The 16,066-nt window shown below is 72.7% G+C and carries 13 protein-coding genes and 1 pseudogene; all 14 read right to left on the reverse strand.

Annotated elements, in window-relative coordinates:
- Positions 1-9: 9 nt before the first annotated feature.
- A complete protein-coding gene (locus BLQ34_RS06520; protein WP_091783099.1) occupies positions 10-1,656 on the reverse strand; it encodes a hypothetical protein in 1,647 nt (548 codons plus the stop codon).
- A gap of 45 nt (positions 1,657-1,701) precedes the next feature.
- Positions 1,702-3,507, reverse strand: coding sequence for an aspartate--tRNA ligase (gene aspS, locus BLQ34_RS06525; protein WP_091783102.1), 1,806 nt, complete (start codon positions 3,505-3,507; stop codon positions 1,702-1,704).
- A gap of 94 nt (positions 3,508-3,601) precedes the next feature.
- Positions 3,602-4,006, reverse strand: a complete 405-nt coding sequence (locus BLQ34_RS06530; RefSeq protein ID WP_091783105.1) for a YchJ family protein — start codon at positions 4,004-4,006, stop codon at positions 3,602-3,604.
- Positions 4,003-4,746, reverse strand: a complete 744-nt coding sequence (locus BLQ34_RS06535) for a VOC family protein (protein ID WP_091783108.1) — start codon at positions 4,744-4,746, stop codon at positions 4,003-4,005. The genes BLQ34_RS06530 and BLQ34_RS06535 overlap by 4 nt, the downstream gene beginning before the upstream one ends.
- A gap of 9 nt (positions 4,747-4,755) precedes the next feature.
- Positions 4,756-5,466, reverse strand: coding sequence for an NUDIX domain-containing protein (locus BLQ34_RS06540; RefSeq protein WP_407946393.1), 711 nt, complete (start codon positions 5,464-5,466; stop codon positions 4,756-4,758).
- Positions 5,463-7,169, reverse strand: coding sequence for a CTP synthase (locus BLQ34_RS06545; RefSeq protein WP_091783111.1), 1,707 nt, complete (start codon positions 7,167-7,169; stop codon positions 5,463-5,465). Before BLQ34_RS06545 ends, BLQ34_RS06540 begins: the two co-directional genes overlap by 4 nt.
- Before the next feature lie 11 nt (positions 7,170-7,180).
- The gene (locus tag BLQ34_RS06550; protein ID WP_157692925.1) at positions 7,181-8,311 is read right to left on the reverse strand and encodes a glycosyltransferase family 4 protein; all 1,131 of its coding nucleotides are present in this window, start codon (positions 8,309-8,311) and stop codon (positions 7,181-7,183) included.
- Positions 8,308-9,960, reverse strand: a complete 1,653-nt coding sequence (gene murJ / locus BLQ34_RS06555) for a murein biosynthesis integral membrane protein MurJ (RefSeq protein WP_091783116.1) — start codon at positions 9,958-9,960, stop codon at positions 8,308-8,310. Before murJ ends, BLQ34_RS06550 begins: the two co-directional genes overlap by 4 nt.
- Before the next feature lie 30 nt (positions 9,961-9,990).
- Complete coding sequence (locus BLQ34_RS06560) at positions 9,991-10,848, reverse strand: hypothetical protein (protein WP_091783120.1); 858 nt, start codon at positions 10,846-10,848, stop codon at positions 9,991-9,993.
- A gap of 5 nt (positions 10,849-10,853) precedes the next feature.
- Complete coding sequence (locus BLQ34_RS06565) at positions 10,854-11,795, reverse strand: copper transporter (RefSeq protein ID WP_091783123.1); 942 nt, start codon at positions 11,793-11,795, stop codon at positions 10,854-10,856.
- Positions 11,792-12,976: a putative cytokinetic ring protein SteA gene (steA, locus tag BLQ34_RS06570; protein ID WP_091783126.1), complete on the reverse strand. Its 1,185-nt coding sequence runs from the start codon at positions 12,974-12,976 to the stop codon at positions 11,792-11,794. Before steA ends, BLQ34_RS06565 begins: the two co-directional genes overlap by 4 nt.
- 99 nt (positions 12,977-13,075) lie before the next feature.
- Positions 13,076-14,815, reverse strand: a complete 1,740-nt coding sequence (recN, locus tag BLQ34_RS06575) for a DNA repair protein RecN (protein WP_091783129.1) — start codon at positions 14,813-14,815, stop codon at positions 13,076-13,078.
- 257 nt (positions 14,816-15,072) lie between these two features.
- On the reverse strand, positions 15,073-15,228 hold the full coding sequence (locus BLQ34_RS19500; protein ID WP_407946416.1) for a hypothetical protein: 156 nt from the start codon (positions 15,226-15,228) through the stop codon (positions 15,073-15,075).
- A gap of 27 nt (positions 15,229-15,255) precedes the next feature.
- Positions 15,256-16,064, reverse strand: a pseudogene (locus BLQ34_RS06580) (NAD kinase); the annotation flags it as partial.
- Positions 16,065-16,066 lie beyond the last annotated feature (2 nt).

Genomic DNA, 16,066 nt, shown 5'->3' on the forward strand with positions numbered 1-16,066 from the left:
TCGGGCTCGTCAGCTCGCCATCAGCGCCTGCTGGGCGGCGGCGAAGAAGGTCGCCGCCCACGGTTCGTGCGGCTGCGGGATGTCGGCGGCCAGCTGCTCCAGCCCGCCCGGGCGACGTTGCACCGCATACCGGCGGGTGGCCAGCGCGTCGCGGTTGAGCTCCACCACGCGCTGGGCCAGCGCGACCGGGTCGCGCTGGGTGACGGCGCCACGAAGGTGCCACCGCGACCAGACCTCGTCGAAGTCCTGCAGGCCGTTGAAGTAGTTGCGCACCATCACCCAGAACGCGAAGTCGATGGTCTCGTCGGTCCAGCCGTGCACGTTGACGATGCCCGGCACGGTCTCGCCCACGAAGGTGTACTCGTGCTCGGCGTCCACCACCTCGCCGTAGGCCATCACGGTCGGCAGGGCACTCACGTCCAGCACGCCCACCCAGCGCACCGCCCGCGACAGCAGACCGACCCCCTGCGCACCGTCGGAGTAGAGGAACTCGCTGCGCGCCATCGCGTCGGCCGCGGTGTCCACGAGCCGGCGCAGCGCGGGCAGCACCTCGGGCACCTCGAGGCCGAGCTTGTCGAAGAAGGCACCCTCGGCCAGCTCGGCGCCGTCGACCACGAAGCGCAGCTCGACCTCGCCGTCCTCGGCCCGGGCTGCGAGCTCGGGCGTCAGCTGGGCGGCCAGGGCATCGAGCGCCTCCGTCACCCCGGTGGCCGTCCATGCGGGCACCATGACGGTGAGGCGGTTGTCGTGCGTCTTCGCGGGCTCCGTCCCGGAGGGGCCGGACAAGGCCGTCGCGCCGGAGGAGGCCGTCGCGCTGGCGCCGAGCGTCGCGGCGACACCGAACGTCGAGGAGTCCGGCGCCTCGGGTGAAGGAGCCGGTGGGTGCGCGGTGGTCGGCACCCACTCGTCCCGCTCGACCGGCATCATGGCGCGGTGCATCACCTGGGGTGACGGTGCGCCGTCGAGGATCGCGGAGCCGTCGTCGAAGGTCTCGCGGGCGCGGCGGCCGGGCAGCGCCTCGAACCGGTGCGAGTACTGGGCGCACGGGACCCAGGTGTCCGTCATCAGGCCCTTGCGCTCGAGCCACAGCCCCGGCGACGTGACACCGTCGAGGCCCACGCAGCTGTGGAACCCGTTGGTGCGCACCCAGAAGGCCTGTCCGTCGGGCTGCCACGCCGCGAACTCGCCCCACCGGTCGACGAGCAGGTCGAGGTCGGCGGTCGCGGCCTGCACCAGGCGCGGGTCGGCCTGGAACCACGAGGGGTATGCCGTGGCGGGAGGAACGTCGTCGTCCGGCCCGCCGCCGTGCTCGAGGAGGGCGCCGGCGATCGCGTCCCAGTAGGCCTGCCGCTGGGTCAGCCCGCGCTGCCGGTCCGGGTCGCGGAAGTAGCCCATGCCGTCCGGCATGTCCCCGACGGAGAGCCAGGCCACCACCACCCGTCCGACGAAGCGGAGCGGGTCGACCTCCCACATCTGGTAGCACAAGCCGTAGCGGCGCTCGAGCGCAACGGGGGTGGCCTTCGAGCGGCCGAACAAGCCCTTCGGCGCGGGACCGGTGGGCAGGATCGGCGTCTCGTCGACCGCCACCCGGGTGATGTCCTTGCGCACGGCATGGCGACCGTCGGGGCTCGCGATGAGCTCAGGCGTGCGGACCATGCGCGGAGCCTACTTCCGGCGCAACGCCGTGTCCGCCGGTTCGGCTCAGCCTGTCGGGGTGGTCGCCTCCGCCTTGGGCTCCGGCTTCGCGTCGACGCCGGCCTCCTTGCGCTGCTCGCTGGTGATCGGCGCCGGCGCCGCGGTCAGCGGGTCGTAGCCGCCGCCGGACTTGGGGAAGGCGATGACGTCGCGGATCGACTCGGTGCCGGCGAGCAGCGACACGATCCGGTCCCACCCGAAGGCGATGCCGCCGTGCGGCGGCGCGCCGAACTGGAAGGCGTCGAGCAGGAAGCCGAACTTCTCCTGCGCTTCCTCCTCCGACAGCCCCATCACCCTGAAGACCCGCTCCTGCACGTCGCGGCGGTGGATACGGATCGACCCACCACCGATCTCGTTGCCGTTGCAGACCATGTCGTAGGCGTAGGCGAGCGCCGGACCGGGGTCGGTGTCGAAGGTGTCGAGGAACTCGGTCTTGGGCGAGGTGAACGCGTGGTGCACCGCCGTCCACGCGCCGGCACCGACGGCGACGTCACCGGCCGCGACCGCCTCGGAGGCAGGCTCGAACAGCGGGGCGTCGAGCACCCAGAGGAAGGACCACGCGTCCTCGTCGATGAGCTCGCAGCGTCGGCCGATCTCCAGCCGGGCGGCGCCGAGCAGCGCTCGCGACGACTTGGTCGCGCCGGCCCCGAAGAACACGCAGTCACCCGGCTGGGCGCCCACGTGCGCAGCGAGGCCGTCGCGCTCCGCGTCGGTGAGGTTCTTGGCGACCGGGCCACCGAGCGTGCCGTCCTCCTGGACGAGCACGTAGGCGAGCCCCTTGGCCCCCCGGCTCTTGGCCCAGTCCTGCCAGGCGTCGAGCTGCTTGCGCGGCTGCGAGGCACCGCCGGGCATGACGACTGCGCCGACGTACTCGGCCTGGAACACCCGGAACGGGGTGTCCTTGAAGTAGTCGGTGCACTCGACCAGCTCGTTGCCGAACCGCAGGTCGGGCTTGTCGGAGCCGAACCGGCGCATCGCGTCGGCGTAGGTCATCTGGAGGAACGGCGTCTCGAGCTCGACCCCGATCAGCTTCCAGACCTCGCGCACGATCTCCTCGCCGAGCTCGAGCACGTCGGCCTGCTCGACGAAGGACATCTCGATGTCGAGCTGGGTGAACTCGGGCTGGCGGTCGGCGCGGAAGTCCTCGTCGCGGTAGCAGCGGGCGATCTGGTAGTAGCGCTCCATGCCGGCGACCATGAGCAGCTGCTTGAACAGCTGGGGGCTCTGCGGCAGGGCGTACCAGGACCCCGGCGCGAGTCGCGCGGGCACCAGGAAGTCACGGGCGCCCTCGGGGGTCGACCGGGTCAGCGTCGGGGTCTCGATCTCGACGAAGTCGCGGGCGCCCAGCACGGAGCGGGCGGCGGCGTTGACCTTGGACCGCAGCCGGATGGCGGCTCCGGCCGACGAGGCTCCGGGACGGCGCAGGTCGAGGTAGCGGTGCTTGAGGCGCGCCTCCTCGCCGACGGTGACGCGCTCGTCGATCTGGAACGGCAGCGGCGCCGAGGCGTTGAGCACCTCGATCGAGCTGGCGACCACCTCGACCTCGCCGGTGGGCAGGTCGGGGTTGACGTTGTTGTCGGTGCGCGCGACCACCTCACCGGTGGCCCGGATGCAGTACTCGTTGCGCAGGTCGTGGGCGGCACCCGTCAGCACCTCGTCGCGGGCGACGACCTGGACGATGCCGCTGGCGTCGCGCAGGTCCAGGAAGGCCACTCCGCCGTGATCGCGCCGACGAGCGACCCAGCCCGTGAGCGTGACGGTCTTGCCGGCGTGGTCGGCACGCAGGGTGCCGGCCTCATGGGTGCGGAGCACGGGAGATCCTTCGATTCAGGCGGGGGGTGAACCCGGCCATCCTACGGACCGGCCCACACCGCCTACGAATCGGTTGTCTGCGGGCGGAGGGCGGTCAGTCCACGTCGCCATCGACGTACACCCAGTGACCCGCCCGCTTCACGAAGCGGCTCCGCTCGTGCAGCACCCCGCCGTCGTGGGCGGCTTCGAACTCCACCTCACCGACGGAGTCGGAGTCACGGCCGTCCGCGGTCTCCAGCACGGTGAGACGCCGCCACGCCGGACCGGTCGAGGCGTCGAGCTCGTGGGGCCTGGTCCGGGGGTGCCACGTGCGCAGGAGGTATGCCGTGTCGTGCACGACGTAGGCGGAGTAGCGGCTGCGCATCAGCCGCACCGCGGACTCGGCTTCCTTCGTGCCGTCGTGCAGCGGCTGGCAGCAGTCGGCGTAGGACAGCCCGGAGCCGCACGGGCACTGCGACACCGAGCCGGTCCGGGGGGTCGCCGCCCCGAACGCACTCATCCCGTCCTCGCGGGCAGGAAGCAGAACTCGTTGCCGGAGGGGTCGACCAGCGACGTCCAGGGCAGGTCACCCCAGTCGTGGTCGATCCGGACGGCGCCGCGGGCCTCGACGCGGGTGAGCACGTCGCCCAGGTCATCGTCGGGCTCGAGCCGCAGGTCGAGGTGCAGCTGGTTCTTGACGGTCTTCGGCGTGCGGGCCACTGCGGGGCCTCGCTCCGGGCTGCCGAACTCGAGCACGAGCCCGCGGCCTGAAGGGTGGCGGAGCGAGTGCGGAGAGCTCCCGGCGAAGGGCTGCCAGCCGGTCAGCTCCGCCCAGAAGGTCGCGTCGCGCACGGGGTCGTCACACTCCACGGTGACGGCGGCAACCGGGCCGCTGTCGCGGTGCAAGTCGTCGTCGTCCGGCAGCACGCAGAACGGGTGGCCCTCGGGATCGGCCAGCACCACCCAGGGAACGTCGCCCTGCCCGATGTCGAGGCGGGTGGCCCCGAGGTCCAGCAGCCGCTGGACGGTCCCGACCTGGTCGTCTCCGGCGGCCAGGTCGAGGTGGAGCCGCGGCGACGGGACGAGCGGGTCGGTCACCTGCTGGAAGCAGAGGTCGAGGGCCGGACCACCCGGCACGCTCAGCCGGGTCTCGACGTTGTCAGTCTCGTCGGTGAGGTTGTCGGTGCCCAGCGCCTGCTCCCAGAAGTGCCCGCGCACCTGCGGCTGGTGGGCGTCGAAGACCAGGTTCTCCAGGAACATGGACCGACCCTACGTCGCGCGCGGCCCCGGATGGGCCGGGCGGCCCGGCCAAGGTGCGTCGACCGGCCGCAGTGGCGCCCAGCCCTGGTCCCGGGCGGCGAGGGCGCCCAGCACCGCGATGCCGAGCGTGGCGTTGTGCAGGCGTCCGGCCAGGAAGGCATCCCGGGCCGCTTCGAGCGGGACCCAGCGCACCGGCATACCCAGCTCCTCGCCGTCGCGCTCGTGGCGCTCCCCCGCCGGCACGCCGCTGAGGTCGCGCGCGAGGTAGATGCGCAGCGCCTCGTCGAGCCCACCGGGTGAGCTGACGTAGTCGGCCAGGACGTGCCAGGTGCCGGCCACCAGGTCGGCCTCCTCGTGCAGCTCGCGGGCCGCGCCGAGGTGCGGCGGTTCGCCGTCGACGTCCAGCAGCCCCGCCGGGATCTCCCACTCGTAGGCACGAACGGGGTGACGGTACTGCTGGATCAGGCAGATCCGTCCCTGGTCGTCGAGGGCGGCCACCGCGACGGCACCCGGGTGCCGGACGTACTCCCGGGTGACCTCGCCCGCATCGCCCAGGTCGACCCGGTCCCGGACCACGTCCCAGACCAGGCCGTGCATGGCGACCTCGGACTCGCGGACCGGCAGGTCGGCCGGGCGGTCGGCCAGCTCGTCGCCGCTACCGTCCTGCTCGGTCCCGGCGCGGTCGGTCCCGGCGCGGTCGGTCCCGGGCTCCCCCGTCACGCGGAGGCGTCCGCCGTGCTGCGCGGGCGCTCGACCTCGACCAGCCGGGCGGCGCGCTGGGCGTCGATCGCGGCCTCCACCAGACCGGCGAACAACGGGTGCGCGCGGTGCGGACGGGACTTGAACTCGGGGTGGGCCTGCGTCGAGACGTAGTAGGGGTGCACCTCGCGGGGCAGCTCGACGAACTCGACGAGGTTCTTGTCCGGCGAGAGGCCCGAGAACACCAGGCCGGCCTGCTCGAGCTGGTCGCGGTAGCCGTTGTTGACCTCGTAGCGGTGCCGGTGGCGCTCGTCGACGGCGACGGCGCCGTAGGCCTCGGCGATGACCGAGCCCTCGACCAGCTTGGCCGGGTAGGAACCGAGTCGCATCGTGCCACCGAGGTCACCGGCGCCCTCGACGAAGGCCTTCTGCTCCTCCATCGTCGCGATCACCGGGGCCGGGGTGTTCGGGTCGAACTCGGTGGAGCTCGCACCCTCGATGCCGGCGACGTTGCGGGCGTACTCGATCACCATGCACTGCAGCCCGAGGCAGATCCCGAGGGTCGGCACCTGGCGCTCCCGCGCCCAGCGCAGCGCGCCGAGCTTGCCCTCGATGCCGCGGACCCCGAAGCCACCGGGCACGAGCACGGCGTCGACTCCACCCAGGGCCTTCTGCGCCCCCGCCTCGGTCTGGCACTCGTCACTGGCCACCCAGCGGATCGAGACCTTGGCGTCGTGGTGGAACCCGCCGGCCCGCATCGCCTCGGTGACCGAGAGGTAGGCGTCGGGCAGGTCGATGTACTTGCCGACCAGGGCGATCTCGACGGTGTGCTCGGGGCTGTGCACGCGCCGCAGCAGCTCGTCCCAGTCGTGCCAGTCGACGTCGCGGAAGTTGAGGCCGAGCCGCCGGATGACGTAGGCGTCGAGGCCCTCCTTGTGGAGCACCTTGGGGATGTCGTAGATGCTCGGGGCGTCGACCGCGGCCGCGCAGGCCTCGGTGTCGACGTCGCACATCAGCGAGATCTTGCGCTTGATGCCGTCGGGGATCTCGCGGTCTGCGCGCAGCACCAGCCCGTCTGGCTGGATGCCGACCTGGCGCAGCGCGGCGACCGAGTGCTGGGTCGGCTTGGTCTTGAGCTCCCCGCTCGGCGCGAGGTAGGGCACCAGCGAGACGTGCAGGAAGAACACGTTGTCGCGGCCCACGTCATGGCGCACCTGGCGGGCCGCCTCGAGGAACGGCAGCGACTCGATGTCGCCGACGGTGCCCCCGATCTCGGTGATGATGATGTCGGGCGCGTCACCCACCTTGACCCCGGGACTGCCGGCCGCCTGGGCCCGCATCCGTTCCTTGATCTCGTTGGTGATGTGCGGGATGACCTGGACGGTGTCGCCGAGGTACTCCCCACGCCGCTCCTTGGCGATGACCTGGTTGTAGACCTGCCCGGTCGTCACGTTGGCCTTGCCGACGAGGTTGCTGTCGAGGAACCGCTCGTAGTGACCGATGTCGAGGTCGGTCTCAGCACCGTCGTCGGTCACGAAGACCTCACCGTGCTGGAACGGGTTCATCGTGCCCGGATCCACGTTGAGATAGGGATCGAGCTTCTGCATCGTGACCCGCAGACCGCGAGCCCGGAGCAGGTGCCCGAGGCTCGACGCCGTCAGACCCTTGCCGAGAGAGGAGGCGACGCCCCCGGTTACGAAGATGTGTTTCGTCTGCTCCACCACGGGATTCAAGCCTACGTCATTCCGAGCATGCCTGAGTACCACTCGTGCCAGCGACTCGCCGTGGCCTTTCCGTCGTCCCACGATGCGGCCCGCTCGCGGCCCTGCTTCGATGCGGTGAGCCGGGCCGCCGGGTCGCGCAGGAACTGGTCGACCGCGTCGGCGAGCCGACTCGGGTCGCGGACCGGCACGAGGGTGCCCACGCCCTCGACGAGGTCGGGCAGCCCTCCGGTGTCCGTCGCCACCACGGGCACCCCCGCGGCCATCGCCTCCTGGACCACCAGCGCCCGGGCTTCCCAGAGGCTGGGGAGCACGAACACGTCGGCGGCGCGCAGCCACCGGTCCGGGTCGGGCTGCGGCCCGACCAGGTGCACCGGGAGACCCTCGGCCTCGATCCGTCGCTCGAGCGCGACCCGGAGGTGGTCGTCCCCGCCGCCGACGACCACCCACACGGCAGGTTTCGTTGCATCCGGGTGGGCAACCTGCGCGGCGGCCTCCAGAAGGGTCTCCAGGTCCTTTTGGGGAGCGATCCGCGCGATGGTCAGCGCGAGTGGTGCGCCGGGCTGAGACGGCTGGATCCCGTTCTCGCGCAACAGCTCTGCGGCCAGCGGGCCTCGGTCGCCCTCAGCCAGCGGTTCCGCGGCGAGCAGGTCGGGCACGCGCGGCGAAGGCACCGGGGCAAGGCGTGGGTCGCGCGCCCCGAGCCGCTGTGCCTCGGCCACGAGATCGCTGCTGGCCCCGGTCACCAGCGTGGCGCGGCGCGCGACGAGCCGTTGGGCGAGGTCGAGCAGCCGCCTGCGTGGACCGCCGACCAGCACGGCGTTGTGCTGGCTGACGACCACCGGCGTGCGGGTGCCCACTGAGACGAGGACGGCCACCAGGCCCGCCTGGTGGCCGTGGGCGTGCAGGACCTCCGCGCCACCCACGAGCCGGCGAAGTCGCCACAGGCCACGCAACGACCCGATCAGCCCCGAGGACCGTCCCGGCCACCACCACCGTGCTCCGGAGAGCTGGAACCGCTCGGCCGTGGACGCGTCGGTCACCACGGTGACCTCGTCACCCAGCTCCCGCAGGTCGGCGGCGAGGTCGCGGACGTGGGTGCCGATGCCGCCCGTGCTCAGCCCCAGCAGCATCACCACCCTCACGCCGACGTCCCCCTGCGCCGGCTGCGACCGCGCTCCCGCAGGGCCGTCATCGCCTTGCGGTCCGCGACCATCATCACGCCGAGGTAGACCAGCAGGGTGACCAGCCCGACGGCGAGACCGGTGCCGAGCGCCGACCAGAGCGAGTCCGGCGTGAGGCTGCGTGCCACCGTGTCGCCCACCGCGAGACCCACGGCCACCGAGACGATGGCCGCACCGAGGGTGCGGCCGGCGCCCTGGGTCGCTTCCGGGCCCCAGGCGCTGCGCACGAGCAGGACCAGCACCCCGGCCGAGACCGTCATCCCCACCGTGGAGCCGATGCCGAGCAGGCCGAGGGTGGTCCCGGCGCTCGAGCCCGCTGGCACGAGGGCGAGCGGGAGCAGGGCGGCGAGGCTCCACCCCGCCGCGACGGCCAGCGCTGCGTGGATCGGTCGGCCCCGGACGTAAAGCGCCCGCGTGAGCAGCGCTGCCACCGAGAACCCGACGAGTCCGGGTGCGTAGGCGGACAGCGCACCGGGCAGCGCGGCGAGGGCCGCCCCACCCCCGGTGTCGGAGGCTCGGTCGAGTGACTGGAAGAAGATGCCAACCGGCTGCGCGACCGCCATCAACACCGTCACCGCCCCTGCGGTGAGCAGCAGGATGCCCCGCAGCGCCGAGGCCAGCGTCTCGCGGGCGGACGTGCCGACGTGTTGCTGGAGCTCCTCGGCGACGGTCGAGTGCGCCAGCGCCGGGAAGGCCGAGGTCGCGATCGGCACGGCGAGCACGGCATACGGCAACAGGTAGACGGCCTGGACGTAGGCGTAGACGTTGACCACACCGGTGTCGACGGTGCGTGGCTCGTGGGTGAGCCACAGCGTGGCCGCCACCGCAGCCTGCTGCGCGACCAGCGCGAGCACCCCCGCACCGGCCAGCGCAGCGGCCCGCCGGGCCACCCCGTCGGGGAAGGAGAAGGTCGGTCGCAGCCGCACGCCGGCCCGCAGCGCGGGCACCAGCAGCGGCAGGCTCAGCACCACCACGCCGAGGGTCGTGCCACCGGCCAGCACCCAGGTCGCGCCCGAGGACACGTCTGCCGGGGTGGCATCCGGTGCGGCCACGAACCGGTAGGCGACGTAGGCCGCGATCACCACCAGGCTCGACAACAACGGGGCCAGCGCGGCGGCCAGGAAGCGCCGGTGCGCCTGGAGCACCCCGGCCAGGACGACTCCCACGCCGTAGAGCGCGACCTGGGGAGCGAACACCATGAGCATGGTCGTCCCGAGGTCGGCCGCGCCGGGGACCTTGCTCTTGCGCAGCAGGACCTCGCTGACCCAGGGTGCCGCCACCGCCAGCACCACCGAGAGTGGCACGAGGACGGCCACGGCCCAGGTGAGCAGGGCCGACGCCGTGCGGTCGGCGTCCTCGCGGCGCCCGGCGCCGAGCTGGCCGGCGATCAGCGGGACCGCGACCGCGGCGAGGGCTCCTCCGGCGGCGACCTCGTAGACGACGTTGGGGAGGGTGTTGACGGTCTGGTAGGTGTCGCCGACCCCACCGGCGCCGACGCTGTGGGAGAAGACCAGCGTGCGAGCGAACCCGGCCAGCCGAGCCAGGAGCGTCGCGACCGCGATGACCAGCGCCGCCCGGGCCACCGACGTCCCGACCGTCCTCGCCGTCATCGCCGACCCCGCCTCATCGCCGACCCCGGCTCATCGACGACCCAGCGCGTCGAGCTCGCGCAGTCCGGGGGTGGACTCGATCACGCGGGTGAAGGAGACCTTCTCCGAGGCGAGGGTGAGGCCGCAGAGCACGGCCAGCGCCACGCACCGTCCACGCCGCCCGGTGCGCTGCACCAGGGCGGTGCCCAGCAGCGCGCCGGCGCTGTTCGCGCCGGTGTCGCCCAGCATGGCCTCGCCCGCCAGGTCCGGTCGGAGCAGGCCGGCCGCAGCGCCCACGGCCGCGCCGGCCGCGGTGGCCGAGCGCGGGCTCGTCGCGGTCAGCGCGCCGAGCAGGATGGTGACCTTGAGGGCGCGCCCCGGGCGCAGGTCGAGCAGGTTGAGCAGGTTGGCCGAACCCGCGATCACCGCACCACCCACGAGCGTGTCGACCGCGGACGGTATGGCGCCGCCCCGCCCGACCCCGTCCGCGAACGCAAGGCGCCGAGCGGACCGAGCGGACCGAGCGGACCGGTCGACGAGGGCGGCCGACACCAGCCCGGTGAGTCCGAGGCCGAGGATCTTGACCGCACCGGTGGTCACCTCGCCCCGCGCCAGCGCACCGAGGTGACCCTTCAGGCCCTTGCTGCTCGAGTCACCGGCGAGGTCGTCGAGCGCGCCGAGACCCGCCGCCGAGACGGCGGCCACCACTGGCGCCGGCCCCGCCCCCAACAGTGCTGCTCCCCCGGCTGCCCCCACGGCATACGCGGGGCCCTCGAGGAGGGTGACCGTGCGGCCCGCGTGGTTCGTGCGGTCCCAGGTCGTGGCCCCGCCCGGCGGACGACCTCGGAGCAGGCGCAGCGCGCCTGCGGAGAGCGCCCCGGCAACGGCCCCGGACAGGAGTGCGCGCACGGCTGCTACTTGGTCGCCAGCTGCGGGAAGGCAGCGCTCGCGTCGGACGCGAGGCCGTACTGTCCGGACCTGCCGGCCTCCTGCTCGAGGAGCCCGAAGACGAGGCTGGCCTGACCCATCGGCAGCTCCGCGTCATCGACCGTGCTGAGCACCTTGGACTGGTCACCGTCGTCCCTCGACACGGTGATGACCGAGGTCGTGTTGGTGGCTCCCGGGCTGACGCTGGGGGCGATCAGCACCGCGCCCGCCCCGGCCGAGTCGATCGCCCCCGCGAGGTTGCTCAGCCCGGTGGCCCGGTCCTCGCGGGCGGCGGCGTCCGAACCGTTCACCGGCCCGGCGATGACGACCGCGATGGAGGCCACCTTGACGTCGTCGGGGGTGTAGCGGATCAGGTCGCCGGTGCGCATCGCCTCGAGCGCCGAGGCCGCACCGGAGGAAGTGGACCCGGCCTTGGCGAGCACCGACCGCGCGAGCACGGCGTTGACCACGTCACCGCCGGACTGGTCGATCGGCACCCCGACCTGGCTGGCCAGCTGCTGCCCGAGGGTGGCTCGGAAAGCCGCCTTGTCGGGGTCGATCCAGTTGTCCTGCACCGAGACCGTCGACCCGACGACGGCCCCTGCGGTGGTCAGCGTGCCCTGGGTGGTCTTCACCAGGTTGGGGTCCGCACCGGGCAGCACGACGAGGGTGACCGTGGTGTCCTTGAGCCGCTCCGCGAGCAGGCTGCGGTTGCTGGCCGAAGTGAACTCGTCGCGCGCCGTCGCCCCCTTCTCCGCAGCGTCGAGCTCGCCGCGCAGCGCGGCCTTGTCGGCCCGCAGGTTCTTGACCTCGGAGGTCAGCGTGTTGCCGATGTCCTCCTTGAGCGGACCGGCACCGAGCACGATCCCCACGGCCAGGGCCATGAAGATCGAGACGATGGAGACGAGGTGGTAGCGGAAGTCGATCACGTGACAATTCCTACGACGAAGGACCAGAGATCATCCCACCGGGCGCCGAGCACCTGGAGGAAGGCACGCCCGCCGGTGGTCGACCAGAGCGCCGCGAACAGCGCACTCAGGCCGACCAGCAGCATCAGCGTCAGGGCGAGGTTGGAGATGCGGGAGCGGTAGAGCCGGCTCACTCCCTTGGCGTCGATGAGCTTGCCCCCGACGCGCAACCGCGTGAGGAAGGTGCTGGCCATGCCGCTGCGACCCTTGTCGAGGAACTCGACCAGGGTGGCGTGGGTGCCGACGGCCACGATCAGCTCGGCGCCCTTGTCGTCGGCGAGCAGCATCGCGACGTCCTCGCTGGTGCCGGTTGCCGGGAAGACGACGGGCTCGACCCCCAGCCGGTGGACCCGCTCGAGCCCGGGGGCGTTGCCGTCCCGGTAGGCATGCACGACGATCTCGGCACCACAGCGCAGGGTCGCGTCGGACACCGAGTCCATGTCGCCCACGACCATGTCGGGCTTCAGGCCGACCTCGAGCAGGGCGTCGGCCCCGCCGTCGACCCCGATGAGCACCGGGCGGTACTCGCGGATGTAGCTGCGCAGCATGCGCAGGTCTTCCTTGTAGTGGTAGCCGCGCACCACGATCAGGGCGTGCCGGCCGTCGACCCTGGTGGCGATGTCGGGCACGCCGACGCCGTCCAGGAGGAGCTCGCGCTCGCGGCGGAGGTACTCCATCGTGTTGGCGGCGAAGGCCTCGAGCTGCACGGCGAGCCCGGCCCGCGCCTCGGTCATCGACGACTGCACCAGCTCGTGGTCGAAGGCCTGGCCCTTGGCCACCACCTCGTCCCCGACCCACAGCTGGTCGCCGTCGATCCGCACGAGCGCCCCGTCGGCGACATCGTGCATGACGTCCTTGCCGACGTTGTCGATCAGCGGGATACCCGCCTCGACGAGGATCTCGGGGCCGAGGTTGGGGTAGCGCCCGGAGATCGAGGGCGACGCGTTGACCACTGCTGCGGGTCGGCAAGCGAGCAGCGCCTCGGCGCTGACCTTGTCGATGTCCTGGTGGTCGATGACGGCGATCTCGCCGGGCTTGAGCCGCTTGGTGAGGTTCTTGGTGCGCGCGTCGACGCGCGCGACACCGCGCACCCCCGGGCTCTCGGGGTCGCGGGCACGTTGGCGGCTGAACTTCAAAGGCATCCGGACCATCCTCCCACGGGGCAAGGGGTATGCCGTGCGGCCCACGCGGGCGCGCGACGGCGACCTGCGTCACGGCCGGTGAAGGCCGCCGCCGGTGCCTCAGCGGCGCACGGTCGCCTTGCCGTCGGCGGAGTTGCTGCGCCGCGCGGCTGTCTCGTCGACCAGCTCGCGCGCGTGGTCGAGGGCCGTCCCGGTGTCGACGCCGGCCATCATGCGGGCCAGCTCACGCAGCCGCTCGTCACCCTCGACGCCGTGCACCCCGCTGGAGGTGATGTGGCCGTCGCTCGCCTTGCGCACGACGAGGTGCCGGTCGGCGTAGGCCGCGACCTGCGGCAAGTGGGTCACGACGACGACCTGCGCGTGCTCGGCGAGCGCAGCCAGCCGGGCGCCCACGTCGAGCGCGGCTGCTCCCCCGACGCCTGCGTCGACCTCGTCGAAGACGAAGGTCGGCACGTCGCTGCCGCCGGCAGCACCGGTCACGACCTCGAGGGCCAGCATGACCCGGGACAGCTCACCGCCCGACGCCGCCTTCGCGACGGTGCGGGCCGGGCTGCCGGGGTTTGCCGCCAGCAGGATCTCGACATCGTCTCCTCCGTGCCGCGCCAGCCCCGCAGACCGCGGGGTCACCGACACCTCGACCGTCGCCTGCCCCATCGCCAGGTGGGCGAGCTCGCCCGTCACTGCGGCAGCCAGTCGCTTGGCTGCCGCGCGTCGGGCCTTGGCCAGCGCCTCGGCGGTCGTGGTCCGCTCCCGGTCGAGCCGCTCCACCTCGGGCTCGAGCGTGTCGATCCGGCTGTCGGCGTTCATCAGGGCGTCGAGCCGCTGGGCCGAGGCCTTGCCCCAGGCCAGCACGTCGTCGATGGTCTCGCCGTACTTGCGGGTCAGGGCAGTCAGGTCGGCCCGCCGCTGCTGCACCCACGCCATCCGGGCCGGGTCCACGTCGATGTCGGACAGGTAGCTGCTCAGGTCGGCCGCGAGGTCGGCCGCCAGGTAGCCGAGATCGGCCAGTCGCCGGTCGAGCTCGCGAAGCGCGGGGTCGTGGTCGACCTCACCCGCGAGCGCCTGCCGGGCCGAGGCCACCAGCTCGAGGATGCTGGGAGGCGGTTGCGCGGCATACTCCTCCGCGCCGGCGAGGTGGTCGTGGGCCAGGGCAGCGGCGCCGCGCAGGCCCTCGGCGTGACCGAGTCGCTCGTCCTCGACGCGCAGGTCGGCGTCCTCCCCCGACTGGGGGTCGACCTGCTCGAGCTGCTCGAGCCCGTGCTGGAGCACCTCGATCTCGCGGGCCCGGTCGCGGGCCTGCTCGCGCAGCGCGGCGAGCTCCGCCGCGGCGGACTGGTGGGCGTCGTAGACGTGGGTGTAGGCGTCCAGCGCCTTCTGCAGCGGCGCACCGCCGTACTGGTCGAGGACCGCCCGGTGCTGGTCGCTCTGGCGCAACCGCCACTGGTCGGCCTGGCCGTGCACGGCGACCAGGTGCTCGCCGATCTCACCGAGGACCCCGACCGGGGCGGAGCGGCCACCCACGTGCGCCCGCGACCGGCCCTCGGCACTCACCGAACGCACCAGCACGAGCCCGTCGTTGACGTCGGCCCCGGCCTCGGCGGCTCGTTGCGCCGCGGGGTGGTCGGCCGCGACCTCGACGATGCCCTCGACCACGGCGCTGCCCGCACCGGAGCGCACCAGGCCCGCATCGGCGCGGGCCCCGAGCAGCAGCCCGAGACCGGTCACCACCATGGTCTTGCCGGCCCCGGTCTCACCGGTCACGACGTTGAGTCCCGGGTGCAGGTCGAGCACGGCGTCGTCGATGACGCCAAGTCCCTGGATCCGCAGTTCCGACAGCACGGGCCCAGCCTCTCACGCACCGCCTGACAACCCGCTCACCGACGGCGCTCACTCATGCAAAAGGCGAGTTAGCGCCACCACCGACGGCGCTCACTCACGCAAAAGGCGAGTTAGCGCCACCACCGACGACGCTGGCTCATGCACAAGGCGAGTCAGCGCCACCACCGACGTCGCTGGCTCATGCACAAGGCGAGTCAGCGCCACCAGGAACCGCGCTGAGATGCCTTGTGTCTGGGTGACCCCCAGGATGTGGCGGGTCAGCGCGGTGGCTGGGCCTGAGCGGCCCGGGCGGCGTCCTCGCGGCGGGCCTCACCACGCCAGCCGTGGATCGACAGGTCGAACTTGGCGACCAGCCGGTCGGTGAACGGCGAGGTGCTCAGCCGGGCCAACCGCACCGGGGTCTGCGATCGCACCACCTCGATCCGCGCTCCCGGCGGCAGGTCCACGGCCCGGCGCCCGTCGCACCACAGCGCACCGGTGCCGAGGGTGTTGGGCACGACCTCCAGGGCCAGGTGCGAGCTGGGGCCGAGCACCAGCGCCCGGGCGAACAACGCGTGCGCGCTGATCGGCACCAGCAGCAGTGCCTCGACATCGGGCCACACCACCGGCCCCCGGCCGAGAACGCGTATGCGGTCGAGCCGGTCGGGGTGGCCACGACGACACCGTCGCAGCCCCACGTGGTCAACGGTCGGCCGTCGATCTCGGCGACGACCTCGAGCATGCGTTCGCGGTTGGCCTTCTCGACCGTGACCTCGTTGAGCGCCCAGCTCGTGTAGACCGGTTCGCCGTCGACGTGGGCGGTGACCTCGAGCGTCATCCGCTCCTCGACCGAGTAGGACTTCGCGACGATGTGCTCCACGGTGGCGTCGATGTCCTCGCGCTCGGCCTCGGCGAGAAACCCCACGTGACCGAGGTTGACGCCGAGCAGTGGGGCGCCGGTGCCGCGGGACACCTCCGCGCCGCGCAGGATGGTCCCGTCGCCGCCGAGGACGCAGACCAGCTCGCACCCCTCGGCGGCGGCCTCGCCGTCGTCGACCAGGGTCACGCCGGGGTGCTGGGCGAGGTTGACGGCGGTGGCCTCGTCACGCTGCACGACCACCTCGATGCCGGCCGCCCCCAGGCGCTCGACCACGGCGACCGCCAGGTCCTGCGCCTCCTGGCGGCGCGGGTGCGCCACGAGCAGGATCCGGCGACCCGACTCGGCGGATCCAGGGCTCACGGTGCCTTGGCTCTCGGTGCCTTGGCTCACGA

Source organism: Pedococcus dokdonensis, from assembly GCF_900104525.1.
Lineage (GTDB): Bacteria > Actinomycetota > Actinomycetes > Actinomycetales > Dermatophilaceae > Pedococcus > Pedococcus dokdonensis.

Coding starts and splice junctions, on each gene's coding strand:
- BLQ34_RS06530 (WP_091783105.1), bottom strand. CDS start 4,006: ATGAGTGCGTTCGGGGCGGCGACCCCCCGGACCGGCTCGGTGTCGCAG.
- BLQ34_RS06520 (WP_091783099.1), bottom strand. CDS start 1,656: ATGGTCCGCACGCCTGAGCTCATCGCGAGCCCCGACGGTCGCCATGCC.
- steA (WP_091783126.1), bottom strand. CDS start 12,976: ATGCCTTTGAAGTTCAGCCGCCAACGTGCCCGCGACCCCGAGAGCCCG.
- BLQ34_RS06535 (WP_091783108.1), bottom strand. CDS start 4,746: ATGTTCCTGGAGAACCTGGTCTTCGACGCCCACCAGCCGCAGGTGCGC.
- murJ (WP_091783116.1), bottom strand. CDS start 9,960: ATGACGGCGAGGACGGTCGGGACGTCGGTGGCCCGGGCGGCGCTGGTC.